The following is a 23,677-nucleotide window of genomic DNA, read 5'->3' as shown; positions in this document are numbered from 1 at the left end:
ATCTTCGGATGTGTGACGCGGGACACATAAAAACCTTGTTAGGACCAGTACAACCATTCACAGCCGTCACTGATCAAACACGTCGAACCAAGGGCCACACCCGCGCCCCACACGCGGAGGCCTCCCCCAACGTTCGTGCCGCATCACGCGGTACGCCGGACTTTCCGAGGTCTTCATGAAGCTTCGCCGCGCCATGGCAGCAGCGGCCGCTACGGCGGTCATAGCCCCGGTGGCTCTGCTCGCGGCACCGGCCGCGTACGCGACCGACGACACCACGCCCACGCCGAGCGCGTCGGTGAGCGAGTCCGCTCCCGAGACGTCGCCCTCTCCGTCGGTGACCGAGTCCACCCCCGCCGAGACGACGCCGACTCCGAGCGCCTCCGTGAGCGAGTCCGCTCCCGAGACGTCCAGCTCGCCGAGCGCGTCCGCGAGCGAGTCCTCCCCGGCGCCCACCGCGTCCGAGCCCGAGGAGTCCGAGACCCCGGACCCCGAGCCGTCCGTGTGTGAGGACACCAAGGTCGACGTCAGCATCTCCGGTCTGCCCGGCAAGATCGCGGCGGGCAGCGGCTGGCACAAGTTCTCGCTGAACGTGATGAACAACTCCGACTCCACGCTGAACGACCTCGACTTCTTCGCCGGGGCCTCCCCCGACAAGAACGGCGAGGAGCTGTTCACCAGCAAGCAGGTCCAGCTCCAGGCCTGGGACCCCGAGGACAAGATCTGGGTCGACCTCAACGCGGGCGGCTACGCGGTCGGTTACGTCGGCTACACCGACGAGCTGCAGCCCGAGTACGAGGTGAACATCCCGCTGCGCCTCAACGTCAGCAAGTCCGCCCCGGTCGGCGCCGGCTTCTCGCTCGGCGCGACGATCTACGGCGACAACGACGCCGAGTGCACCGGCTTCGGCGACGTGTCGTACAAGTTCCAGATCGTCTCCGCAGGTACGGACACCGGCGGCACCAAGCCGCAGGAGGGCGGCAAGGCGCCCGTCACCGACGAGAAGCCGAGCAGCACCACGCCGGAGGTCACCGGCAGCCTCGCCGAGACCGGCTCCAGCTCCGCCCTGCCGATGATCAGCCTGGTCGGCGGTGCCGCGGTCGTCGCCGGTGCCGGCGCGATCTTCGTGGTGCGTCGCCGCAAGGCCGGCGTGCAGGCGTAAGCCATAGCGGCCGACGGGCCGTTGCACCAAGCAGAAGAGGGACCTGCGCTCGGAGGGGGGCGCAGGTCCCTCTTCTGTCTTGCCGGGTCGCTCAGTTCTTCGGCGGTACCGCCGGCATGCCGAGGAACGGCAGCTTCAGCGCGCCGAACGCCTCCGCCGGGACCGCCGGGGACTTGGGCTCGACGGGCTGGAGACGCTCGTAGGCCGCGCCCTGCTGCGGACGTGGGTCGGGCTCGCCCTTGTTGGGCCAGTACGACATCGCCCGCTCGGCCTGGGCGGTGATGGTGAGGGACGGGTTGACGCCCAGGTTGGCGGAGACCGCGGCGCCGTCGACGACCGAGATGCCGGGGTGGCCGTAGAGGCGGTGGTACGGGTCGATCACGCCCGACTCGCGCGAGTCGCCGATCGGGCAGCCGCCCAGGAAGTGGGCGGTGAGCGGAGTGCCCATCAGTTCGCCGACGTTGGAGCCCGCGAAGCCGTTGATCTCGGCGGCGAGTGCCGAGGCACCGTCGGTGGCGGCCTTGATCTGCTTGGGGTTGGGGGCGCCGTGGCCCTGGCGGGCGGTGAGCAGGCCGCGGCCGATGCCCGACGGCTTCACGTACGTCGTCAGGGAGTTGTCCAGCGACTGCATCACCAGGCCGATGATGGTCCGCTCCGACCAGCGGCGGTTGGACAGGGAGCGCAGCACGAGCACGGGATGGCGGGCCGCGTGGGCGAGGAAGCCCAGGACCCGCGAGGTGCCCGAGTTCGTCCCGGCGTAGGGGACCTGGAGGATGGACAGGCTGCCCATCGAGTTGGAGCCCTTGCCGTAGCGGACCGGCTCGATGTGGGTGCTGGCGTCGGGGTGGATCGAGGACGTGATGGCCACGCCCCTGGTGAAGTCGGCCTTCGGTGTGCCGTGCGCCTTGCGGTAGCGCCGGTCGTCGGTCTGGGCGCCGACCAGGGCCTCGGAGTTGGTGCGGGTCAGCTCGCCCAGTTTGTCCGAGAGGTGGGGCAGCCGGCCGCCCGCCTTCATCCGGTGCAGCAGGGTCTGCGTGCCGTAGGTGCCGGCGGCGAGGACGACCCGGCGGGCCGTGAAGGTGCGGCCCTTCTTCTTGCCGCGGTCGTCGGTGGGCAGGGTGGCGACGGCGTAGCCGCCGCGCGAGTCGTCGGTGAGCGACACGACCGTCGTCATGGGGTGGACGACCGCCCCGGCCTTCTCGGCGAGGTGCAGGTAGTTCTCGTTCAGGGTGTTCTTCGCGCCGTGGCGGCAGCCGGTCATGCACTCGCCGCACTCCGCGCAGGCCCTGCGGGACGGGCCCGCGCCGCCGAAGTACGGGTCGGGCACCTCCTGGCCCGGCTTGGCCTTCACCGTGCCGTCGGCGTCCTCGCCGTCACCGAAGAAGACGCCGACCGGAGCCATGTGGAAGGAGTCGCCGCAGCCCATCCGCTCCGCCGCCGCCTTCAGATGGACGTCCGAGGGCGTCATGGTCGGGTTGAGCCGTACACCCAGCATGCGGCGGGCCTGGTCGTAGTACGGCTTCAGCTCCTCCTGCCAGTCGGTGATGTCACGCCACTGGGGGTCCTCGAAGAACGGCTTCGGCGGGACGTAGAGGGTGTTGGCGTAATTGAGGGAACCGCCGCCGACGCCGGCGCCCGCCAGGACCATGACGTTGCCGAGGAGGTGGATGCGCTGGATGCCGTACATGCCGAGCTTCGGCGCCCAGAGGTAGTTCTTGAGGTCCCAGGAGTTCTTGGGGAGGGTCTCGCGGGTGAAGCGCCGGCCGGCCTCCAGAACGCCTACGCGGTAGCCCTTCTCGGTGAGGCGCAGGGCGGTCACCGAGCCGCCGAATCCAGAACCCACGACGATGACGTCGTAGTCGTAAGCGTCCTGAGGCACGTGCCGTCTCCCCTTCGAGTGTGCGGTGCGGGTGGTCTAGCGGAACCTGAACGCCTTCATCAAGCGGAGGCTGCGGCTCATGAACTGGGCGTACTTCTCGTCGTCCATGCCCAGCGAGGGGGCCATGGGGAGCACACGCTGGTGGGCGACGGTCTGGGCCTCGGTGTACTTGAGGATGCCCTCGGAGCCGTGGCGGCGGCCGAGGCCCGAGTCCTTCATGCCGCCCATGGGCGACTGGACGCTGCCGTAGGCGGGGGCGTATCCCTCGTTGATGTTGACCGTGCCGGTGCGCAGGCGGGCGGCGACCTCCTGCCCGCGGCGGCCGTTCCTCGTCCAGACCGAGGAGTTCAGGCCGTACGCCGTCGCGTTGGCGCGCTCGATCACCTCGTCCTCGTCGGTGAAGCGGTAGACCGAGACGACCGGGCCGAAGGTCTCCTCCCCGCAGACGGACATGTCCGTGGCGACGCCGTCGAGGATCGTGGGCTCGAAGAAGTACGGGCCGATGTCGGGGCGGGCCACCCCGCCCGCGACGACCTTCGCGCCCTTGGCGACGGCCTCCTCGACATGCCGCGTGACGGTTTCGAGCTGGCGCTCCCCGACCAGGGAACCCATGTCGGCGCCGTACGCCAGGGACGTGCCGAGGCGGATCGCCTTCGTGCGGGCGGCGAAGCGCTCCAGGAAGGCGTCCGCGATCGACTCGTGGACGAAGAGCCGCTCGATGGAGATGCAGAGCTGGCCGGCGGAGGAGAAGCAGGCGCGGACCGCTCCGGCCGCGGCCTTCTCGATGTCGGCGTCCTCCAGCACCAGCATGGCGTTCTTGCCGCCGAGTTCGAGGGAGACGCCGACCAGCCGGGCGGCGGCGCCCTGGGCGACCTCGCGGCCGGTGCGGGTGGAGCCGGTGAAGGAGACGTAGTCGGCGTGCCGGACGACCTCGGGGCCGACGACCGGGCCGTCGCCGAGCACGACCTGGAAGACGTCGGCGGGCAGTCCGGCCTCGATGAGCAGGTCGCGGGCCCACAGGGCGGTCAGGCAGGTCTCGGTGTCCGGCTTCATGACGACGGCGTTGCCCGCGACGAAGGCCGGGAGCGCGTCACCGACGGACAGCTCCAGGGGGTAGTTCCAGGGGGCGATCTGGCCCACGACGCCGCGCGGGTGGCGCAGTTCGGTGACCTTGGTGAGGGTCGGCATGGCGCCGGCGTGCCGCTTGGGCCGGAGGTAGGCCGGGGCCTTGCGGCCGTAGTGCCGGGCGGCGACGGCGACGGCCTGGACCTCCTCGTGGGCGTGCAGGCGGGCCTTGCCGGTCTCCAACTGGATGAGGTCGAGCACCTCGGCCTGCCGCTCCAGCATCAGGTCGTGGAAGCGGAGCAGGACGGCGGCACGCTGCCGTACGGGGGTCTGCGCCCACACGGCCTGGGCCGCGCGGGCCTGTTCGAAGGCCCTCGCCACGTCCTCGGGCGTCGACTCGGGGAGGTCGGCCAGCTTCTCACCGGTGAACGGCGTGTGGTTGGCGGTCCGGCCGGAGCCGGCGACGCCCTTGGTGAGCTGGGCGACCAGTTCGGGCGTGACCACGTCCGCGGCGGTGCGGGCGCCCTCCGGGGCGGGGGCGAGGGGGTTCGTGCCGGTCTGTGCCGTGCCGGTCTCTGCCGTCTTCTCGGGGGCCTGCGCGTCCGTCATGAGCCGCAGGGTATGCCGCGGCGCAGACTTTGGGTACCCGTCGGTAACACGGCTTCACCGAGTGCACACACGACGCCAGTGGCTGCTGGCAACGAACGCGCTGATCAGGACGTTGTGGGTGACCGGCGGGTGTGACTCAGCCTTTTACGATCCCGAGCCGCTCCCGGGCGCCCTCGAACACCGAGGTGCCCTCTTCCTCCTCCGGCGTTCCCCTGGGCATGTCGACCCGCAGTTCGTACATGCGGTCGTCCCCGGTGCGGACCACCATGCGCAGGACCCGTCTGGGGATCTCGCCCCGGTGGTACGTGGTGTCGGCGAGGGCGGCTTCCCAGCCCTGGACGCGGGTGCGGCTGTACCGCGCCTCCCCGCCGGTCTCGTGCGCCTCTCTGGCCCGCTCCATCGGGGAGGCCGGGGCCTCGTCCCAGAAGAGGAGGCGAACCTGGATCGCGCCGGTCCGTTCGTTGCCGTAGAGCACTGTGCGGGGCCGGCCGGAAGCGCCGCCGGTCCGGTCGAGCGGGCGGTAGTGGCGGGGCAGGTGGAGGACGGCCGCCATGTCCGGCTCGGGGTGCGGGGTCCAGGCGTCCGTGGCGTCGGCGGCCTGTTCGGCGCTCTCCGCGCTGCTGGTCTCGGCGAGCTGGGTGACGGCCCCTATGCCACCGGCGAGCAGCGCGCTGAGGAGGGCGAGGGGGCCGGGGCGGAGGAGGGTTCGGCGTTTGGGAGGTGCGGTGTCTTCCTGCGCGAGGGGAGCGGGCGCGGCGGGAGCAGGGCTTGGCGGCGTGGCGGGAGCGCGACCCGGCGGGGTCGCGGGAAGGGAGCCGGGGCCCGGCGGCGGGGTTGCGGGCTGAGAGCTGGGGCCCGACAGGGCTGCGGGCTGAGAGCCGGGGTGTGCGGTGAGTGGGGGAGCGGGGGGTGCGACGGGCAGAGGGTCGGGTCGCGCGGCGGGCACGGGGGCCCCGGACTGCGCGGCGGGCACGCCGGGCTGTGCCGATGGCGCGAAGGCGCCGGACTCCGCGACAGGCACGCCGGGCTGTGCCGATGGCGCGAAGGCGCCGGACTCCGCGACAGGCACGCCGGGCTGTGCCGATGGCGCGAAGGCGCCGGACTCCGCGACAGGCACGCCGGGCTGTGCCGATGGCGCGAAGGCGCCGGACTGCGCGACGGGTGCAGGGCCGAGTGGTGCCGCGGTCTGCTCGTCGGGCATGCCTATGTGCTCGACCGCTGGTGATGCCGTCTCCGTCGGAGTGGCCCCCGCCACCGCCTCCAGCTCCTTCGCGACCTCCTCGGCGTCCGGACGTCGGTCGGGGTCCGGCACCAGCAGCCGTGCGATCAGCGGCCCCAGCGGTCCCGCCTGCTCCGGTTCGAACGGCTCGGCGCCGAGAATCGCGGCGAGCGTGGCCTCCGGCGTGGCCCGCAGGAACGGGGAGGAGCCCTCGACGGCCGCGTACAGCAGAACGCCCAGGGACCACAGGTCGGAGGCGGGCCCGGCGATGCGGCCGGACATCCGCTCGGGCGCGACGAACTCCAGCGAGCCCGCGGACTCCCCACACGCAGTGAGCGTGCCCTCGCCCTGCCCTTGGGCGATGCCGAAGTCGGTGACGACGACGCGTCGGTCCGGGCCGAGCAGCACGTTGGCGGGCTTCACATCCCGGTGCACGATGCCGACGGAGTGCGCGGCGCGCAGGGCACCGAGGACGGCCAGGCCGATACGGGCGGCTTCGGTGGCGTCGACCGGGCCGCGCCGGAGCGTCTCGTGCAGGGACTCGCCGGGCACCAACTCCATGACGATCCAGGGGAGTCCGTCCAGTGCCTCGGCCGCGTCGAGCTCGTCGGGACCCTTGGGGCCCGGACGTTCGTCGCGCCGCTCCGCCTCGACGACCACGTCGTGGATGGTGACGGCGGCGGGATGGTCGACGCGGGCGGCGGCGCGGGCCTCGCGGTGGAGCCGGTGCGCGGCCCGCCGGTGGCTCTCGTCCTGCGGACCGCCCGGCAGCCGGGGCTGCTTGACGGCGACTTCGCGCTGCGCGAGCTCGTCATAGGCCCGCCAGACGGAGCCCGTCCCACCGGAGCCGATGCGCTCGACCAGCCGGTACCGCCCACCGATGGTCCGGCCCCGGGCGTCGTCCGTCCCGCCCCCGTCATTGCTCATGCCCCATCAGTACCCCGTGGGACGCTTTCTTGTCGACGCGGGTCGTTTTCCGGGGGCGGGCAGCGGGGTCAGGTCTTGTCGATGATGTACTCGGGCGAGCCGACGAAGCCGTGGGCGCCGCCGTACGGGTTGCCGGGATGCGGTACGGCCGCTGGCCGGCCAGGCGGTTGCAGAACGAAACTCGTCGGCTCGCCGGCCCCATTCCGGGCACCGTGTCGGGCTCCCCCGTTGCTGCTCATGAGTCCATCCGTGTCGCGCCAAGCGCTTGCGCAGCAAGAACGGCTTCCGGTCACACACCCGTGACGCGCACCGAGCCGTATCTCCTACCTGTGTGCCCGTCCGGGCGCGGACGAACGGGTCGACGTCGGGCGGGTGCCGGCCGTGGAGGGAGAGGGCGCGCGGGTCACGGTGACGGTGGCGGTGGGGGTACCGGAGGAGGGAGGCCGGGCCGTGGGCGTCCGTGGCGCCGAACTCGCCGGTGTACCGCCCCCGTCGCCGTCCCGGTCCGCGAGCAGCACCGCGGCGGACAGGCCCGCACCCGCCGTCGCGGCGACCAGCAGCGCTGCAATGAGGGCACCCCGCGTCGAGAGCCGGGGCGGTCCCGTACGGGCCACTGGCGGCATACGTCCCACCTCCAGGAAGGCCCGCAGCATCCGCTCCGCCTCGGCCGCGTCCAGCCGCCTGCCCGGATCGCGTTCGAGCAGGCCGCGTACGACGGGCAGGATCGGCGCGGCCTGCTCGGGCGGCCGTATCTCGTCGGACACGACGGCGTGCAGGATGCCGCCCAAGGAGTCGCGCCGGAACGGCGACTCGCCGCTGAGGGCCGCGCACAGCAGCGCGCCGAGCGACCACAGGTCGGACTCGGGGCCGGTCCTGGCCACGTCCCCGGCCATCCGCTCGGGCGCGGTGTACTCGGGCGAGCCGACGAAGGAACCGGTCTCGGTGAGTGTGGTCGCGCCGGAGACCTGGGCGACACCGAAGTCGGTGAGGACGACCCGGCCGTCCTCGGCGATCAGCACGTTCGACGGCTTCACGTCCCGGTGCAGCACACCGGCCGCGTGCGCGGTGCTCAGCGCGCCGAGCAGGGCGATGCCGATGCGGGCGGCCTCGGCGGCGTCGACCGGGCCGCCGGTGGCGATGCGGTCGGCGAGCGAGCCGCCCTCGACCAGTTCCATGACCATGTAGGGGCGTTCGTCCTCCTCGACGACGTCGTGGACGACGATGACGTGCGGATGGCTCAGCTGGGCGACCGCGCGGGCCTCGCGCAGGGTGCCGTCGCGCCGCCGCCGGGCCTGGGCCGCGGAGAGGGTCTCGTCGACGGGGAGTTCCTTGACGGCGACCTTCCGGCCGAGCAACTGGTCGGTGGCCCGCCAGACGACACCCATGCCGCCACGCCCGAGCCTCTCCTCCAGCCGGTAACGGCCCGCGACGACACGGCCGCCTGCCTCGGTCCCCATACGCCCCATGATGCCGCAGGGAACGCACGCCTTCCGTGGCGGCGACCGGCCAAGTATGCCGCCGTCCCAAGAGAGTCGATGGCACACTCCAGCGCGCTCAGGCCTTGGCGCGGACCATGCTGGATCGGATCGACGAGGTCATCGCGATGGAACGGCGTCTCACGCTCGTGTCGGGGAACGCATTCGGCCGTTCGAGCGTCAGGTCCGCCGATGGGCCCTGGTGTCCGAGCCAACCGATCCGGTCGGCCGACCGCTGTGGCTCTCACCCGCGTTGTGGCCGCACTCACGACCTGACCGCTGCCCGCACCCACCGGATCACGGGCATCTGAGAGCGCCAGGGGCGTCCCCGTCCTGGCCGAACTCCGCCTGCCAGGGCGGCGCCCCCTGGATGACCACCGGCATCGAACGCAAGCCTGCAGGACTTGCCAACGCGGCGAGTGGCGGAGCCGCGTGCTCGGTGACCGGCGCCTCGGGGAGCATGACGTTCACCAACTGGACGTCCGACCATGTGGACATCAGCGGTTGGGTCAAGGACACCGCTGCCGATGGTCACCATGTGGCCATCAGATTCAGATCCATTGACCACTACACCGGATGGGTGACGGACTGGCCCTGGCGTACCGAATACGACGAAAACGGATCGACTACCTCCTTCACCACATACGCAAACCCCTCCGGCGATGATCTCGACTCCATCGGCGCGCAGGTGGCGGTCAGGGAAGGAACCACGATCGTCCGTTCTTGCACGGACTGGGCCTGAGCCCCGGCGCGACAACGTTTTCGGCCCACCGCCATTTCCGGTTGGGCCGATACGCGACCGCCTTCCGTGAGGTCGTCGTCCACGTAGGTCACGACGTGCTCGATCAACCCTCCTGGAAGCCCCGCAGGATCCAGTCGAACTGCTTCCTGGTGGGGGCCCAGTCGTCGGTCGGTGAGGCCGCGTAGATGGAGTACTCGGTGCCGTCACCGTCCATGTACCCGACGTCGATCGCACGGTAGGGCCCCGGGAAGTAGTGCGGCGCGTCCTTGGCCAGCGCGTTCCACGTGTACTCCCAGCGGGCGCCCGGCTGATCGCGGAAAAGCTCCTTCTTGAGGCGCAGACCCTTGTAGTCCTGCAGCCGTGAGACCCGCTGTTCCAGGTTGCTCATGTGCTCGTAAGAGGTGCTGAAGTCCGGTGCGGTGTCGACGGCGACCCGCACGAGGTGCTTGCCCTTGTCGGGCGAGTAGTCGACCTGCCGGAGGCCGTCCTGGTCGATGGAGACGGACCGCTTCCACCCCTTGGGCAGGGGGATGCTGAAGCCCACCGGGTCGTGGCGCCGCACCCAACCGGCTGGAACCACCCCCTGACCGCCCTCGTCACTCGGCGTGGCACTGGCGCTCGGAGTCGACGCAGAGGCGGAGTTGCCGGGGCCGGCCGTGCCGAACTGCTGCAGCGCGACCGCGGCTCCCGCACCGATGACTGCGGCAAGGGCGACAACGAGGGCTGCCGTTCGCAGACGGTGCCCCCCTTTCGGGGGCGCGGCGGACCGGCCGACCCGGGTGACGGCGGTCTGGTGCGGCCTGGTGACACCGGTCCGCGGCTGCTCGTGGGGCCCCTGATGTCCATACGACCCGTACTGCGTCGGCACATACGCCTGTGCGCCGCTCGGCCGCCGCCCCTCCGCGGCCTCGGCGAGCATCTGCTCGGCCTCGGAGGCGTCCGGCCGGGTGCCCGGATCCTTGCGCAGCAGGGCGGTGATGACGGGCGCGAGCGGACCGGCGTGCCGGAGCGCGGCGGCCTCTTCCTCGACCACGGCCTGCATGGTGGTCAGCGGTGTCGTGCGGCGGAACGGCGATCGGCCCTCCACCGCCGTGTAGAGCGTCGCGCCGAGCGCCCAGAGGTCGGAGGAGGGGCCGGGGTCGTGGCCGCGTATGCGCTCGGGCGCCAGGTAGTCGACCGAGCCGACGACCTCTCCGGTCCGGGTGATGGTCGTGTCGCCCTCGATCTGGGCGATGCCGAAGTCGGTGAGCAGCACCCGCCGGTCGCGGGCGAGGAGCACGTTGCCCGGCTTGATGTCACGGTGCAGGACGCCGGCGGTGTGCGCGGCGCGCAGGGCCCGCAGCACCCAGAGGCCGATGCGCGCCGCCTCGCGCGGCTCGACGCGGCCCTCTTCTTTGACCGCGTCGGCCAGGGAGCGGCCCTCGACCAGCTCCATGACGATCCAGGGGCGGCCGTCGTGCTCCAGCACGTCGTGCACCGTGACGACCGCGGAGTGGTTGATCCGTGCCGCGGCACGCGCCTCGGCCCGGGTGCGGGCCAGCAGGATCGACTGCTCGCTCTCGGAGACGTAGAGGGCGGCCGTCAACTCCTTGATGGCGACCGACCGGTGCAACACCTCGTCATATGCACGCCAGACCCGGCCCATGCCGCCACTGCCGATGGATTCGGCCAGCCGGTAGCGGCCCGCGACGAGCAGGCCCTGCATCTGATTCACGTTGCCCCGCAAATGGTCTTGACAGGGTCAGCGTAAGGACCCGCCCTCACCCAGGGAACAAGCGGGGTATCACGGTGACCGCACTGTGACGGTTGTGCCTGCCGGGGCGGGAGGCAACCAGCTGTGGCACTACGGCGCACAGGCGGCGCGCCGGTCGCTCAGCGCGTGGCCTTGTATGTCGCCGCCGCCTGCTCGTACAGCCGCGTCACCTCGTCCCGCTCGGACTCCGGGCCGCGCACCTGGATCACGTGGTAGCGGCCGTCGACCAGCATCGCGAGGTTGCGCACGTACAGGTCACCCCCGCCGCCGGTCCAGGTGAACTGTCCCTCGGCCATGGTCCGCCCGCCCACCTCGATCCTCTTCAGGCCGGTGGAGGTGGCCCAGCTGGAGTCTCGGTACGGCTGCAATTCGCGCTCCGACTCCCGCTGGTAGGCCATCGGGTCGCTGCCGTACTCCGAGGCGCTGTCCCGGCCCGGCACGACGATCAGCTCGAAGTCGCCCTTGGAGTAGACGACCTGACCGCTGCCGTTGCGCGGTGCGCGGTCCCAGCCCTCGGCGACGGCGACCTGGAACCCGGCCGAGTCCTTGCGCAGCGTGAAGCCGTCGGCGACGTCGGGGCCGGTGGTCTGCGTCTCGGTGGTGCCGGCCGACGACGACGGGCTCTTCTCCGGCTCGGGCGAGGTCTGCTCGGGCCGGGGCTCGCCGCTGGCGTCGGGCTCGGGCGCCTGGCTCACCTCACCGATGGCACCGGTGCGGTCCGTGCCGTTCGCGCCCTCGGCCCCCGACTTGGGCATGAAGAGCACGGCGTAGGCGATCGCCGCGGCCATCGCGAGCAGCACCAGCAGGAGCAGGGTGCGGCCCAGCCGACGCGGCGAACCGGGCTGCTTCTTCGCGCGCTTGTGCCGTCCGTGGTGCGCGGGCAGCCCGGCCTTCCGCCTGCGCACGAGTTCGCCCCGGCGCCGTACGACGGGCAGCCGGCCGGGCTCCACGGGCGGCGCCGGGACGACGTGCAGCCCGGCCTCCGGCTCGGGCGCCGAACGCACCAGCGAGCGCAGCCAGCCGCGCACCTCCTCGAAGTCGAGGCGTTCGGTGGGGTCCTGGCGCAGCAGGGATTCCACCACCGGCCGCAGCGGACCGCACTCCTCGGCGTAGGCGGGCGGCTCCGCGCACACCATCTGCACCAGCTCGGCCGTCGACTCCTCGGGGTAGGGCGCGTGTCCCTGCACGGACCTGAAGAGCAGCGCGCCGAGCGCCCACAGGTCGGTCGCGGGGCCGATGGGTGCGGCCAACTGCCAGTTCTCGTGCACGGGTCCGGCCTGTTCCGGCGCCCAGCGCTCGGTGACGGGCCCGACCACGGCCATCCGCGCCTGCCGCGCCCGCTCGGCGGCCAGCGCCGTCGCCGGACCGCGCCGGGGGGCGGGAGTGTCGGCGACCAGGTCGTCCCATCGCGTGGACTCGCCGTGGGTTCCGGTGTCCGGGGCCGGCGGGAGTGCCGTCTGCTCCCGGCCCTGCGGCGCGGGCTCGCCACCGGTCACTCCACGGGGTGTCGCACCGTGCCAGCCGGTCGTCCGCGGGCCGCCGCCCACGCCGTAGGGGTCGGCGATCCGCCCGGGCGGCTGGGCCCCCGGGGCCGTGCCCTGCCCGGGGATGTACGGCGACTGCGCCGAGCCGTCGCCGTAGGGCGCGGCCCCGCCGTCGGGGGCCGGCCGGGCGCCGGGCAGTGCCGCCCGCCCGCCCTGCTGCGCCTCCTGCACCCGTGCCGCCGCCCGGGCACCGGCGCGGTAGGCCGCGATCGCCCCGGCACGCGCCGCCCGCGGGTCCCCGCTCTCCCGCACCGCCCTGCGCGCCGGCACCACCGATCCGCCACCGGGGCCCTCACCCCCGGCCGAGGGCAGTCCCCTGGACTCCCGGGCCTCTATGGCGGCGCGCCGCGCGGCCTCGGGATCATCCGCGCCATCGATGCCTCCGGCCGGCCCGGCGCCTCCCGGCCCTCCGACGCCAGGGACCGGCCCGGCGCCTCCCGGTCCCCCGACGTCGGGGACCGGTCCGGCGCCGCCGTCGGCCTGCCCCGGCCGCTGCCCCAACTCCTCGAAGGCCGGTTCCGGCACCGGGTCGTATCCGCACAGCGCCTCCTCGGCGGCGCCCACCGCGAGGCCGGTCAGCATCACCCGGCCGTCGTCGCAGACGAGCACCGTCCGCGCGGTGATGTTCCGGTGCACCCAGCCGTGCGCGTGCAGCACCCGAAGGGCCATCAGCACGTCGGAGGCGACCTCCGCCGCCCGGTACGGCGTCAGCGGCTTCTCGGCGAGCAGCGCCGCCAGCGGACGCGCCGCCACGAGCTCACTGACGATCCAGAGCGAACCGCCCTCGGCGAACACGTCGAAGACCTGGTCGAGTCGGGGATGGTCGGGGATGGCCGCCGCGGCCTGCGCCGCCTCGACCGCGCGCCGCACCACCGGATCCGTGGGCCGCCGCACGCCCGCACGTGCGCCCGCACGTCCCCCGGGCCGCCGTGCACCACCGTCACGTGCCGTGAAACCGTCGGGCAGCCCCTCCGCGTCGAGCACCTCCGCCTCGACCACTTCCGGCAACGGCACCTGCCGGACCAGGACTTCCTGTCCGCTGTAGGTGTCGAAGGCCCGGGTCTCGGTGAGTTCGTACTCGTCGGACGGGGGCAGCGGCAGGCGGTAGCGGTCGGCGAGTACCCGGCCCGCGTAGTCGTCCACGTTGCCTCCCCCGGCAGCCCGGTCGGTCACATCCGTTCGCCCCGCGGTCCGATTCGGCTGCGCACGGTCCGCAAACATTTACGATACGTGCCGCGGGCAACCCGCAATGCGGGGATGCCAGATCTCACTCCCCAAACCCGGGGCGCCTCATGCTCAGGACTTGGGTTCGAAGGTCTTCGTGAACGTCCGCCACGTCTCCTTGCGCGACTCGCCGTCCCAGCCTGCCGCCTTGGCCGTGTACATCAGCGCGTACCCCTGCCGGTCGTCGACCACGAAACCCCGGTCGATCGTCCGGTACCGGGTGCCGCCGTCCGTGTAGGTGAACTCCCAGTCGGCCGTGTTCCAGTCGCGGTAGTCCACCTTCTCTATACGGATCTTCTGGTACTGCGCGCGCACCATGTAGCGCTCCTGGCTCTTCCAGTCCGCCACCGGGTCGCCCTTGGGCGTGGACGTCCAGGCGATGAGCAGCTTCTGCCCGTCGGGCCCGGTGAAGCGGTCGCCCGCCGCACCCGTGGTCCGGTACTTCCAGCCCTTCGGCAGACCGATCGAGTACCCCTGGTTCCCCTGGTGTGTCGACTCCGCCGCGGTGCCCTTCCCGCCGCCGGAGCCGCCCTCGTCCGCCGAGCCGCTCGTCTGGCCACCCGGCGTGCCGGCCGAGGCGGACCCGGACGGCGCGGGCTGGGACTCCGCACCGTCCGTGCGCGTGCCGTCGCTCTCGTCGCCCTTGGTGTCGGAACCGGCCGACGCGGTGGCGGCCTGCTTCCCGCCGCCCGTGCCGGAGGCACCCTTGGAGCCCTCGTCGTCACCGCCCAGCATGAGGGCGAGGACGGCGCCGATCACGGCCAGCACCACGATCACGGCGATGATCATCAGGGTTCGCCGCGGCACCACGTCGGTGAGCGGCGCCCGGGGCACGGGCCTGGGCGGCAGGTCCGGTGGCGGCACGACGGGCCATCCCGAACTGCGCCCCGCGGACGCCGTCTTCGATTCCGTCGCACCCCGCTCGCCGCCGTCGGCAGCCGCACCCGCGCCCGACCGCGACGCGGACGCGCCCGCGTCCCCGGCCCGGCCCGCTTCGCCGTCCGGCGCGGAGGAGGCCTTGCCCGCCGCCTGGGAAGAGGCGGCGGCGGTACCGGACTTGGCGGCGAGGGCGGCCGGTCCGGCAGCGGCCTTGCGTACGGAACGCAGCGCTCCGCGCAACCGCTCCCCCGGTTCCTCGCCCCGCTTGCCTGTGGCCCCCGGACTCCCCTGGCCCGAGGACTTGTCGGGCTGTGCCGGCAGCGGTACGACCTTCGTCGCGTCCATGGGCTCCGGCTCGGCCTTGTCCGGCGCGCGCAGGACCGAGTTCAGCATCGCCCGGGCGCCCGCGTCGTCGAGCCGCTGCGCGGCGTCCTTGGTGAGCAGTCCGTAGATGACGTCCTTCAGCGGACCCGCGTTCTTCGGCTCCTCCAGCGGCTCCGTCATCACAGCCGTGAGGGTCGCTATGGCCGACCCCTTGTCGTACGGCGGCGCACCCTCCACCGCCGCGTACAGCAGCCCACCGAGGGACCACAGGTCGGCCGCCGGGCCCGGCTTGTGACCGCGAGCCCGCTCCGGGGAGATGTAGGAGGGCGCGCCGACGAGCATGCCGGTCGAGGTGATGGACGGGTCGCCCTCGACCTGGGCGATGCCGAAGTCGGTGAGCACGACCCGGCCGTCCTCGGCGATCAGCACGTTGGACGGCTTCACGTCACGGTGCAGGATTCCCTCGCGGTGGGCGGACCGGAGCACGTCGAGGACGGCGAGCCCGACCTCGGCGGCGCGCTTGGGTTCGAGGAGGCCGTCCTCCCGGATGACCTCGGCGAGCGACTTGCCCTCGACGAGCTCCATCACGATCCAGGGCCGGTCGTCCTCCTGGACGACGTCGAAGACCGTCACGGCGCTGTTGTTGCGGATGCGCGCGATCGCCTTGGCCTCGCGCAGCGTCCGCGTGATCAGCCGCCGCTTCTCCTCCTCGTCGATGTTCGACGGGAACCGCAGCTCCTTGACGGCGACCGTCCGCCCGAGGGTCTCGTCCTGGGCCCGCCAGACCGTGCCCATGCCTCCGCGGCCCAGCACCTTGCCCAGCCGGTAACGCCCCGCGAGGAGACGCTCCGTGTTGTCCTGACGAGTGTCCTGACGAGATGTGCCCGCCCGCTCCGCCTCCGACATGCGTCCCCTCATGCAACCCGCCCTGACAGAGCCTTCATTGTCTCTCACCCGACAAGTGCCCGGCGCCCAGGGGCCCCCTGGCGAACACCCACGGCCCCGCCCCCCGGGAACCCGGGTGCGCCACGCCCCGCGCGGCCTTGCATGATGGGCCCTCACCAGGGAGGAAACCGTATGCCACCGATTCGGACATTGCTGGCCCTGCCGGTGGCCGCCGCCCTGTTCGCCCTCCCCCCGGCCGACTCGTCGGCCCTGTCGACGCCGCCCGCCGACGCGGTGCTGCCGCTGCTGGTGACGCAGGGCCGAGCCCCGGCCGCGGCCCTGCTGGCCCGGGAGGGGACCACCACCCGCTACGCCACCACCGGTCCGGGAATCGCCCGGTCGGACCATTTCCGCGCCGGCAGCATCACCAAGACGTTCGTCGCGACGGTCGTGCTGCAACTGGCCGCCGAGCACCGGCTGTCACTGTCCGACACGGTGGAGCAGCACCTGCCCGGCCTGGTGCGAGGAGCCGGCAACGACGGCCGCGCGCTGACCCTGCGCTCCTTGCTCACCCACACCAGCGGGCTGTACGACTTCACCGCGGACACCGACGGAACCGTGCCCGTCACACCCCGTCAGGCGCTGCGGCTCGCTCTCACCCACCCTCCTGCCGAACGCGGCCGCTTCTCCTACTCGAACACCAACTATGTCCTGCTGGGCCTGGTCATCCAGCAGGTGACCGGCCACTCGTACGCCACGGAGGCCGAGCTCCGCATCATCACTCCCCTGCGTCTGACGGGCACCTCCTTCCCCGGATCCCGCTCCTCGCTGCCCTCTCCGCACGGCCGCGCCTACGCCGCCGACGGAACCGACGTCACCGAGCTCGACCCGCGGGTGGCGGGCGCCGCGGGCGAGCTGGTGACCACGCTCACCGATCTGGACCGCTTCTACACGGCCCTGCTCGGCGGCCGTCTGCTGCCCCCGCACTGGCTGCGCGAGATGCTCGACACCCGTGCCGCACACGGCGCGTACGGCATGGGCCTGTTCCCCGAGAGACTTCCGTGCGGCATCACGGTGTGGGGGCACAGCGGGCACATATCCGGCAGTTATGTGCGCACCGCGGCCACCGTCGACGGCCGGCGGGTCCTCACCTTCCGCGTGAACACGGACGCGATCGCAGACCCCGGTCTCGAACCCGCGGTGCTCGGCGCCGAGTTCTGCCCCCGCACCCCGTAGAACGACCCGGCTCCGAACGGAGATCCCGTTCCCCGACACTCGTTCGGGTGATGCGTCCGGCAGGATCTGTCAGGGTCCCAGCGGCACTATGTCCGGCGCCCCCAGCCGCGCCGCGTCCGCCGTCAGGTCGTCCGGCTGGCGCTGCGATTCCCGCTCGGCCTCCACCCGCTTCTGGTAATGCTCGACCTCGCGCTCGATCTGGTCCTTGTCCCAGCCGAGCACGGGCGCCATCAGTTCCGCGGCGTCGCGGGCGCTGCGGGCGCCCCGGTCGAAGGTCTCGATCGAGATGCGCGTTCGCCGGGTCAGCACGTCGTCGAGGTGCCGCGCCCCCTCGTGGGAGGCCGCGTAGACGATCTCGGCGCGCAGATAGTCGTCGGCCGCCACCAGAGGTTCGCCCAGGGACGGGTCCTCGGCGATGAGCTCGAGCAGCTCCTCGGTCATCGCCCCGTAGCGGTTCAGCAGATGCTCGACCCGGACCACGTGGAGACCGGTCCGGGCGGCGATCCGCGCCCGCGCGTTCCACAGCGCCCGGTAGCCCTCGGCGCCCAGCAGCGGCACGTCCTCGGTGACGCACTCGGCGACGCGCATGTCGAGACCGTGCACCGCCGCGTCCACCGCGTCCTTGGCCATGACCCGGTACGTCGTGTACTTGCCGCCCGCCACGACGACCAGCCCGGGCACCGGATGCGCCACGGTGTGCTCACGCGACAGCTTGCTGGTGGCGTCGGACTCGCCCGCGAGCAGCGGCCTCAGGCCCGCGTACACCCCTTGGACGTCGTCCCTGGTGAGCGGCACCGCGAGCACCGAGTTCACATGGTCCAGCAGGTAGTCGATGTCCGCGCTGGAGGCGGCCGGGTGGGCCTTGTCGAGGTCCCAGTCGGTGTCCGTGGTGCCGACGATCCAGTGCCGGCCCCAGGGGATGACGAACAGCACGGACTTCTCCGTGCGCAGGATCAGCCCGGTCGTGGAGTGGATCCGGTCGCGCGGCACGACCAGGTGGATGCCCTTGGACGCGCGGACGTGGAACTGGCCGCGCTCCCCGACCATGGCCTGGGTGTCGTCCGTCCACACACCGGTCGCGTTGACCACCTGCTTGGCGCGGATCTCGTACTCCCCGCCCGCGTCGACGTCCTGCACCCGCGCGCCGACGACCCGCTCGCCCTCCCGGAGGAAGCCCGTCACCCGCGCGCGGTTGGCGGCCTTCGCGCCGTACGCCACCGCCGTGCGCACCAGATTCGCCACATACCGGGCGTCGTCCATCTGCGCGTCGTAGTACTGCAGCGCGCCGATCAGTGCGTCCTTCTTCAGACAAGGGGCCACGCGCAGGGCGTGAGAGCGCGTCAGATGGCGGTGCACCGGCAGGCCCCGGCCGTGCCCGCGGGCCATGGACATGGCGTCGTACATCGCGACACCCGATCCGGCGTACAACCGCTCCCAGCCCTTGTGCTGCAACGGGTACAGGAACGGCACCGGCTTCACCAGATGCGGGGCGAGCCGCTCCAGCAGCAGGCCGCGCTCCTTCAGCGCCTCGCGGACGAGCGCGAAGTCGAGCATCTCCAGATAGCGCAGGCCACCGTGGATGAGTTTGCTGGACCGGCTGGAGGTCCCGGACGCCCAGTCCCGCGCCTCGACCAGACCTGTGGACAAACCCCGGGTCACGGCGTCGAGCGCGGTGCCCGCACCGACCACCCCTGCGCCCACGACCAGCACATCCAGCTCACGCTCGGCCATGGATGCGAGTGACTCGGCGCGCTGCGCCGGTCCGAGTGTCGCTGTCCTCACCACTGCCTCCCGCTCATCGGTCGCGCCGGCCGCACCCGTCGGGTGAGACCCCGTCCGTATCCCCCTGCCCAAATTCTGACGGCGTTGCCCCACTTCAGCCACCACGGACCCGCAGCCTGTGGACAACGCTCACGGGACACTCACCGAAACTCAGCCGAGCAATCCCGCATATCGGTCATATTTACTCCTAGTCTGACATTGCGCTCGCCCGTCCTGTCCACAGGGCTTGCGTACCTGTCCCACTTCGGCTATCGGGAAGGACGGCCACGCCATGCCCGCAGATCTCGCCGTCATCGGACTCGGCCCGTACGGCCTGCCCCTGGCCCAGGCCGCCGTCGCCGCCGGCATCCCCACCATCGGCTACCGGACCGGACCCGAGGCGGGCTCGCTCAGCCCCGCCGAACTGCGCCGGATGCTCTCGGGGGGCTTCCGGCCCACCACCGACCCGGTCGAGCTCGGCCGGGTGCGCACCGCGGTCATCTGCGCGCCGACGCCACGCGGAGCGGACGGCGGGCTCGATCTCAGTCAGCTGGAGGCGGCCGCCCGGACCCTGGCCGCCCGTCTGCGCCCGCACACCACGGTGATCCTGGAATCACCCGTGCACCCGGGGGCGACCGAGGAATTCCTGCGTCCGCTCCTCGAAGAGGGCTCCGGTCTGCGCGCGGGCCGCGACTTCCACCTCGCGTACTCCCCCAGCCGGGTCGACCCCGGCAACCGCGACGTCACGCCCGCCGGCACGCCCAAGGTCATCGGCGGCCTCACCCCCGCCTGCACCGAGTCGGCCGCCGCCTTCTACGGACGGCTGACCGACAAGGTGGTACGCGCGCGTGGCACCCGCGAGGCGGAGACCGTGCAGCTGCTGGAGACCAACTACCGGCACGTGAACATCGCCCTCGTGAACGAGATGGCCGTCCTCTGCAACGACCTGGGCGTCGATCTCTGGGACGTCGTCCGCTGCGCGGAGACCAAGCCGTTCGGCTTCCATGCCTTCCGCCCAGGCCCCGGCGTCGGCGGCCACTCCGTGCCCCAGGACATGACCGCCGCCGGTGGCCGCGGCCTGCGCATGGTGGAACTGGCCCAGCAGGTCAACCGCCGTATGCCCGGCTACGTCGTCCAGCGCGCGGCCACGCTCCTCAACGAACACGGCAAGTCGGCCCGCGGCGCCCGGGTGCTCCTCCTCGGCGTCACCTACAAGCCCGACCTCGCCGACCTCCAGGGCACACCCGCCCAGGAGATCGCCCTGCGCCTGCTGGAACTGGGTGCCTCGGTCAGCTACCACGACCCCCACGTCCCCGCCTGGAGCGTCCTCGACCGCCCCATCCCCCGCGCGGACACCCTCTACGAGGCAGCCGCCGACGCCGACCTGACCATCCTGCTCCAGCAGCACCGCACGTACGACCTCCAGGGCCTGTCGGTGAAGGCCCAGCTCCTGCTGGACACGCGGGGGGCAGCCCCCACGGGGGCGGCGCATCGGTTGTGAAGGGGGGCGCGCGGGGTGCGTGAGCCCTGGCGACTGGTGGCATGCGGCACGCCGCGCGGGTACCTTACGGACACAGGTGGAGCCCACTGCAGCGGTCACTGCGGCAGGCTCCTGGATGGATCACGGAGTGTCCGCCCCTAGTTCTCGTGGGGGCGGCCGCTCACCGTCCGGAACAAGGCGGAGCCCACCGCAGTGGCCACTGCGGCAGGCTCCTGGATGGATCACGGAGTGTCCGCCCCTAGTCTTCTTGGGGGCGGCCGCTCACCATCCGAAAATCCGCAAGATCCACCTCCTCCGGCACTGCACCATCCGAAGACGGAGTCGGTCCCAGCGGGTGGGCTTGCGGTGTCGACCCATGGGCGCCCCCTTCCACGACGCCGCCCATCGACCCGGTAGGCGGCACGTCGGAATTCGGGCCGGGCCCCGAGGGCCGGGGTCCGGACCGTGTCCTTGGAAGGGGGAGCCCAGAAGAACCTGGGCGCCGATCACGGACACTAGCGCCTCGAAACCGCCCTCCACGGGCCCGAACGGCCTGAAGGCACCCGTGCGCCCCCCAGCGGCAACACGCGCCCCGCCAGCGCCACTTGGGCATGCAGAAGGGCCCGGCCACTCCCCCTAGTGACCAGGCCCTTCTCAGCGTCGAGACCGACTACCGCCGGTGCTGGGAGTCCGCCACCGTCACCTCGACGCGCTGGAACTCCTTGAGCTCGCTGTAGCCGGTCGTGGACATGGCGCGGCGCAGCGCGCCGAAGAGGTTCATCGAACCGTCGGGGGTGTGCGACGGGCCGGTGAGGATCTCCTCCAGGGTGCCGACCGTGCCGAGGGCGACCTTCTTGCCGCGCGGCAGCTCCTCGTTCACGGCCTCCATACCCCAGTGGTGGCCCTTGCCCGGGCCGTCGGTCGCACGGGCCAGCGGGGAGCCCATCATCACCGAGTCCGCACCGCAGGCGATGGCCTTGGGCAGGTCGCCGGACCAGCCGACACCGCCGTCCGCGATCACGTGCACGTACCGGCCGCCCGACTCGTCCATGTAGTCGCGGCGGGCGGCGGCCACGTCGGCGACCGCCGTCGCCATGGGGACCTGGATGCCGAGCACGTTGCGCGTGGTGTGCGCGGCGCCGCCGCCGAAGCCGACGAGCACACCGGCCGCGCCGGTGCGCATCAGGTGCAGGGCCGCCGTGTACGTGGCGCAGCCGCCGACGATCACCGGGACGTCCAGCTCGTAGATGAACTGCTTCAGGTTCAGCGGCTCGTGCGCACCGGAGACGTGCTCCGCGGAGACCGTCGTACCGCGGATGACGAAGATGTCCACACCCGCGTCCACGACGGCCTTGGAGAACTGGGCGGTGCGCTGCGGGGAGAGCGCGGCGGCGGTGACGACGCCGGAGTCGCGCACCTCCTTGATCCGCTGCCCGATCAGCTCCTCCTTGATGGGGGCCGCGTAGATCTCCTGCAGACGGCGGGTCGCGGTCTCCGAATCCAGCTCGGCGATCTCGTCGAGCAGCGGCTGCGGGTCCTCGTAGCGCGTCCACAGGCCTTCGAGGTTCAGCACGCCGAGGCCGCCGAGCTCGCCGATGCGGATCGCGGTGGCCGGGGAGACGACCGAGTCCATGGGGGCGGCCAGGAAGGGGAGCTCGAAGCGGTAGGCGTCGATCTGCCAGGCGATCGAGACCTCCTTCGGGTCCCGCGTACGGCGGCTGGGGACGACGGCGATGTCGTCGAAGGCGTACGCCCGGCGGCCGCGCTTGCCGCGCCCGATCTCGATCTCAGTCACGTCTGTGGCCTTTCCCTGATGCGTTGCAGCGTCTTCCAGTATCGCCGACGGGCACGGCGAGGGCGGCCCCGGATGCTCCGGGGCCGCCCTCGGAAGGCCGGGCCGCTACTTGTTGCGGCTGTAGTTCGGTGCCTCGACCGTCATCTGGATGTCGTGCGGGTGGCTCTCCTTGAGACCCGCGGAGGTGATCCGGACGAAGCGGCCCTTGGTCTCCATCTCCTCGATGGAGGCGGCGCCCACGTAACCCATCGTCTGGCGCAGGCCGCCGACGAGCTGGTGCAGGACGTTGGCCAGCGGACCGCGGTAGGGCACCTGGCCCTCGATGCCCTCGGGCACCAGCTTGTCGTCGGAGCCGACCTCGGCCTGGAAGTAGCGGTCCTTGGAGTACGACCTGGCCTGGCCGCGGGACTGCATCGCACCGAGCGAGCCCATGCCGCGGTACGACTTGAACTGCTTGCCGTTGATGAACTGCAGCTCGCCCGGGGACTCCTCACAGCCGGCGAGGAGGCTGCCCAGCATCACGGTGTCGGCGCCGGCGGCCAGGGCCTTGCCGATGTCGCCGGAGTACTGCAGGCCGCCGTCGCCGATCAGCGGGATGCCCGCCGGCCGGGCGGCGAGGGACGCCTCGTAGATGGCGGTGACCTGCGGGACGCCGATGCCGGCGACCACGCGGGTGGTGCAGATCGAGCCGGGGCCCACGCCGACCTTGATGCCGTCGACGCCGGCGTCGATCAGCGCCTGGGCGCCGTCACGCGTGGCGACGTTGCCGCCGATCACGTCCACGCCGACGCTCGACTTGATCTTCGCCATCCAGCTCAGCGCGTTGCTGTTGTGGCCGTGCGAGGTGTCGACGACCAGGAAGTCCACGCCCGCGCCGGCGAGCGCCTGGGCGCGCTCCAGGGCCTCGGGGCTGGCGCCCACGGCCGCGCCGACGAGCAGCCGGCCCTCGGCGTCCTTCGCCGCGTTGGGGTACTGCTCGGCCTTGACGAAGTCCTTGACCGTGATCAGGCCCTTGAGGACACCCGCGTCGTCGACCAGCGGAAGCTTCTCGATCTTGTGGCGGCGCAGCAGCTCCATGGCGTCGGCACCGGAGATGCCGACCTTGCCGGTGACCAGCGGCATCGGCGTCATGACCTCGCGCACCTGACGCGTGCGGTCGGTCTCGAAGGCCATGTCGCGGTTGGTGACGATGCCGAGCAGCTTCTTGTTGCCGTCGGTGACCGGGACGCCGCTGATGCGGAACTTGGCGCACAGGGCGTCGGCCTCGGCCAGCGTGGCGTCGGGGTGCACCGTGATCGGGTCGGTGACCATGCCGGACTCGGAGCGCTTGACGAGGTCGACCTGGTTGACCTGGTCCTCGATGGAGAGGTTGCGGTGCAGCACGCCGACGCCGCCCTGGCGGGCCATCGCGATCGCCATGCGGGACTCGGTCACCTTGTCCATCGCCGCGGAGAGCAGCGGGATGTTCACCCGGACGTTGCGGGAGATGCGGGACGAGGTGTCGACCGCGTTGGGGAGCACCTCGGATGCACCCGGCAGCAGCAGCACGTCGTCGTAGGTCAGCCCGAGTGTCGCGAATTTACCGGGCACTCCGTCGACGTTGGCAGTCATGACACCTTCCCCAAATGGCCTTGATCGGTGCGGATGTCCATGCTAACGGCCAGCGCGGCTGTCTCATTCCACGGTTCCGCCCGGCTGCGGGCTTCGTATGTTCGTACGGA

General features: G+C 72.0%; 15 protein-coding genes. 4 read left to right on the top strand and 11 right to left on the bottom strand.

Annotation, left to right across the window (positions count from 1 at the left end):
* Window positions 1-175 precede the first annotated feature (175 nt).
* Complete coding sequence (locus ABTX62_RS21820) at window positions 176-1,159, top strand: LAETG motif-containing sortase-dependent surface protein (protein WP_352117713.1); 984 nt, start codon at window positions 176-178, stop codon at window positions 1,157-1,159.
* 91 nt (window positions 1,160-1,250) lie between these two features.
* Here ABTX62_RS21820 and ABTX62_RS21815 read toward each other — a convergent pair whose 3' ends face one another.
* The 5 genes from ABTX62_RS21815 to ABTX62_RS21795 all read right to left on the bottom strand — a co-directional run bounded on the left by ABTX62_RS21815 (window position 1,251) and on the right by ABTX62_RS21795 (window position 8,315).
* Complete coding sequence (locus ABTX62_RS21815; RefSeq protein WP_352117712.1) at window positions 1,251-3,038, bottom strand: GMC family oxidoreductase N-terminal domain-containing protein; 1,788 nt, start codon at window positions 3,036-3,038, stop codon at window positions 1,251-1,253.
* A 36-nt stretch (window positions 3,039-3,074) separates the two neighbouring features.
* Window positions 3,075-4,712 (bottom strand): succinic semialdehyde dehydrogenase, encoded by a 1,638-nt coding sequence (locus tag ABTX62_RS21810; RefSeq protein ID WP_352117711.1) that lies wholly within the window; start codon window positions 4,710-4,712, stop codon window positions 3,075-3,077.
* A 136-nt stretch (window positions 4,713-4,848) separates the two neighbouring features.
* Entirely contained in the window at window positions 4,849-6,858 is a 2,010-nt protein-coding gene (locus tag ABTX62_RS21805) for a serine/threonine-protein kinase (protein WP_352117710.1), read from the bottom strand.
* 68 nt (window positions 6,859-6,926) lie between these two features.
* Window positions 6,927-7,097 (bottom strand): hypothetical protein, encoded by a 171-nt coding sequence (locus ABTX62_RS21800; protein ID WP_352117709.1) that lies wholly within the window; start codon window positions 7,095-7,097, stop codon window positions 6,927-6,929.
* 84 nt (window positions 7,098-7,181) lie between these two features.
* Complete coding sequence (locus ABTX62_RS21795) at window positions 7,182-8,315, bottom strand: serine/threonine-protein kinase (protein ID WP_502997992.1); 1,134 nt, start codon at window positions 8,313-8,315, stop codon at window positions 7,182-7,184.
* A gap of 388 nt (window positions 8,316-8,703) precedes the next feature.
* On the opposite strand from ABTX62_RS21795, the gene ABTX62_RS21785 reads away from it, so the two are divergent.
* Window positions 8,704-9,075: a hypothetical protein gene (locus ABTX62_RS21785; protein ID WP_502997991.1), complete on the top strand. Its 372-nt coding sequence runs from the start codon at window positions 8,704-8,706 to the stop codon at window positions 9,073-9,075.
* Window positions 9,076-9,178: 103 nt separating this feature from the next.
* Here the strand turns inward: ABTX62_RS21785 and ABTX62_RS21780 are convergent, their stop codons facing one another.
* The 3 genes from ABTX62_RS21780 to ABTX62_RS21770 all read right to left on the bottom strand — a co-directional run bounded on the left by ABTX62_RS21780 (window position 9,179) and on the right by ABTX62_RS21770 (window position 15,705).
* The gene (locus ABTX62_RS21780; RefSeq protein ID WP_352117706.1) at window positions 9,179-10,780 is read right to left on the bottom strand and encodes a serine/threonine-protein kinase; all 1,602 of its coding nucleotides are present in this window, start codon (window positions 10,778-10,780) and stop codon (window positions 9,179-9,181) included.
* Between the two features lie 167 nt (window positions 10,781-10,947).
* The gene (locus ABTX62_RS21775) at window positions 10,948-13,515 is read right to left on the bottom strand and encodes a serine/threonine kinase C-terminal domain-containing protein (protein ID WP_352117705.1); all 2,568 of its coding nucleotides are present in this window, start codon (window positions 13,513-13,515) and stop codon (window positions 10,948-10,950) included.
* Window positions 13,516-13,668: 153 nt separating this feature from the next.
* Window positions 13,669-15,705: a serine/threonine-protein kinase gene (locus ABTX62_RS21770; RefSeq protein WP_352117731.1), complete on the bottom strand. Its 2,037-nt coding sequence runs from the start codon at window positions 15,703-15,705 to the stop codon at window positions 13,669-13,671.
* Window positions 15,706-15,876: 171 nt separating this feature from the next.
* Here ABTX62_RS21770 and ABTX62_RS21765 point away from each other — a divergent pair, with 171 nt between their 5' ends.
* Window positions 15,877-16,920, top strand: a complete 1,044-nt coding sequence (locus ABTX62_RS21765) for a serine hydrolase domain-containing protein (RefSeq protein ID WP_352117704.1) — start codon at window positions 15,877-15,879, stop codon at window positions 16,918-16,920.
* Window positions 16,921-16,989: 69 nt separating this feature from the next.
* On the opposite strand, the gene ABTX62_RS21760 is transcribed toward ABTX62_RS21765, so the two are convergent.
* Window positions 16,990-18,702, bottom strand: a complete 1,713-nt coding sequence (locus tag ABTX62_RS21760) for a glycerol-3-phosphate dehydrogenase/oxidase (protein WP_352117703.1) — start codon at window positions 18,700-18,702, stop codon at window positions 16,990-16,992.
* Window positions 18,703-18,973: 271 nt separating this feature from the next.
* Between ABTX62_RS21760 and ABTX62_RS21755 the strand changes: the two genes are divergently transcribed.
* Window positions 18,974-20,182 carry a nucleotide sugar dehydrogenase gene (locus ABTX62_RS21755; RefSeq protein ID WP_352117702.1) on the top strand — a complete coding sequence of 403 codons (1,209 nt, stop codon included), beginning with the start codon at window positions 18,974-18,976 and terminating at the stop codon, window positions 20,180-20,182.
* 649 nt (window positions 20,183-20,831) lie between these two features.
* Here the strand turns inward: ABTX62_RS21755 and ABTX62_RS21750 are convergent.
* Together ABTX62_RS21750 and guaB are read right to left on the bottom strand one after the other, a co-directional pair.
* Entirely contained in the window at window positions 20,832-21,956 is a 1,125-nt protein-coding gene (locus ABTX62_RS21750) for a GuaB3 family IMP dehydrogenase-related protein (RefSeq protein ID WP_104777850.1), read from the bottom strand.
* Between the two features lie 105 nt (window positions 21,957-22,061).
* Window positions 22,062-23,567, bottom strand: a complete 1,506-nt coding sequence (gene guaB, locus ABTX62_RS21745; protein WP_352117701.1) for an IMP dehydrogenase — start codon at window positions 23,565-23,567, stop codon at window positions 22,062-22,064.
* Window positions 23,568-23,677 lie beyond the last annotated feature (110 nt).

Source organism: Streptomyces sp. NPDC096046, from assembly GCF_040303285.1.
In the GTDB taxonomy this organism is placed as follows: Bacteria; Actinomycetota; Actinomycetes; order Streptomycetales; family Streptomycetaceae; genus Streptomyces.
The sequence above is the reverse complement of the archived record's forward strand: the minus strand, read 5'-3'. Positions and strand labels throughout refer to the sequence as shown.

Excerpts from the sequence above, each read along its gene's own strand:
- ABTX62_RS21805 (WP_352117710.1), bottom strand. The coding sequence starts at position 6,858 with ATGAGCAATGACGGGGGCGGGACGGACGACGCCCGGGGCCGGACCATC.
- ABTX62_RS21795 (WP_502997992.1), bottom strand. The coding sequence starts at position 8,315 with ATGGGGACCGAGGCAGGCGGCCGTGTCGTCGCGGGCCGTTACCGGCTG.
- ABTX62_RS21810 (WP_352117711.1), bottom strand. The coding sequence starts at position 4,712 with ATGACGGACGCGCAGGCCCCCGAGAAGACGGCAGAGACCGGCACGGCA.
- ABTX62_RS21800 (WP_352117709.1), bottom strand. The coding sequence starts at position 7,097 with ATGAGCAGCAACGGGGGAGCCCGACACGGTGCCCGGAATGGGGCCGGC.
- ABTX62_RS21765 (WP_352117704.1), top strand. The coding sequence starts at position 15,877 with ATGCCACCGATTCGGACATTGCTGGCCCTGCCGGTGGCCGCCGCCCTG.
- ABTX62_RS21770 (WP_352117731.1), bottom strand. The coding sequence starts at position 15,705 with ATGTCGGAGGCGGAGCGGGCGGGCACATCTCGTCAGGACACTCGTCAG.
- ABTX62_RS21780 (WP_352117706.1), bottom strand. The coding sequence starts at position 10,780 with ATGCAGGGCCTGCTCGTCGCGGGCCGCTACCGGCTGGCCGAATCCATC.
- ABTX62_RS21785 (WP_502997991.1), top strand. The coding sequence starts at position 8,704 with ATGACCACCGGCATCGAACGCAAGCCTGCAGGACTTGCCAACGCGGCG.
- ABTX62_RS21755 (WP_352117702.1), top strand. The coding sequence starts at position 18,974 with ATGCCCGCAGATCTCGCCGTCATCGGACTCGGCCCGTACGGCCTGCCC.
- ABTX62_RS21820 (WP_352117713.1), top strand. The coding sequence starts at position 176 with ATGAAGCTTCGCCGCGCCATGGCAGCAGCGGCCGCTACGGCGGTCATA.
- guaB (WP_352117701.1), bottom strand. The coding sequence starts at position 23,567 with ATGACTGCCAACGTCGACGGAGTGCCCGGTAAATTCGCGACACTCGGG.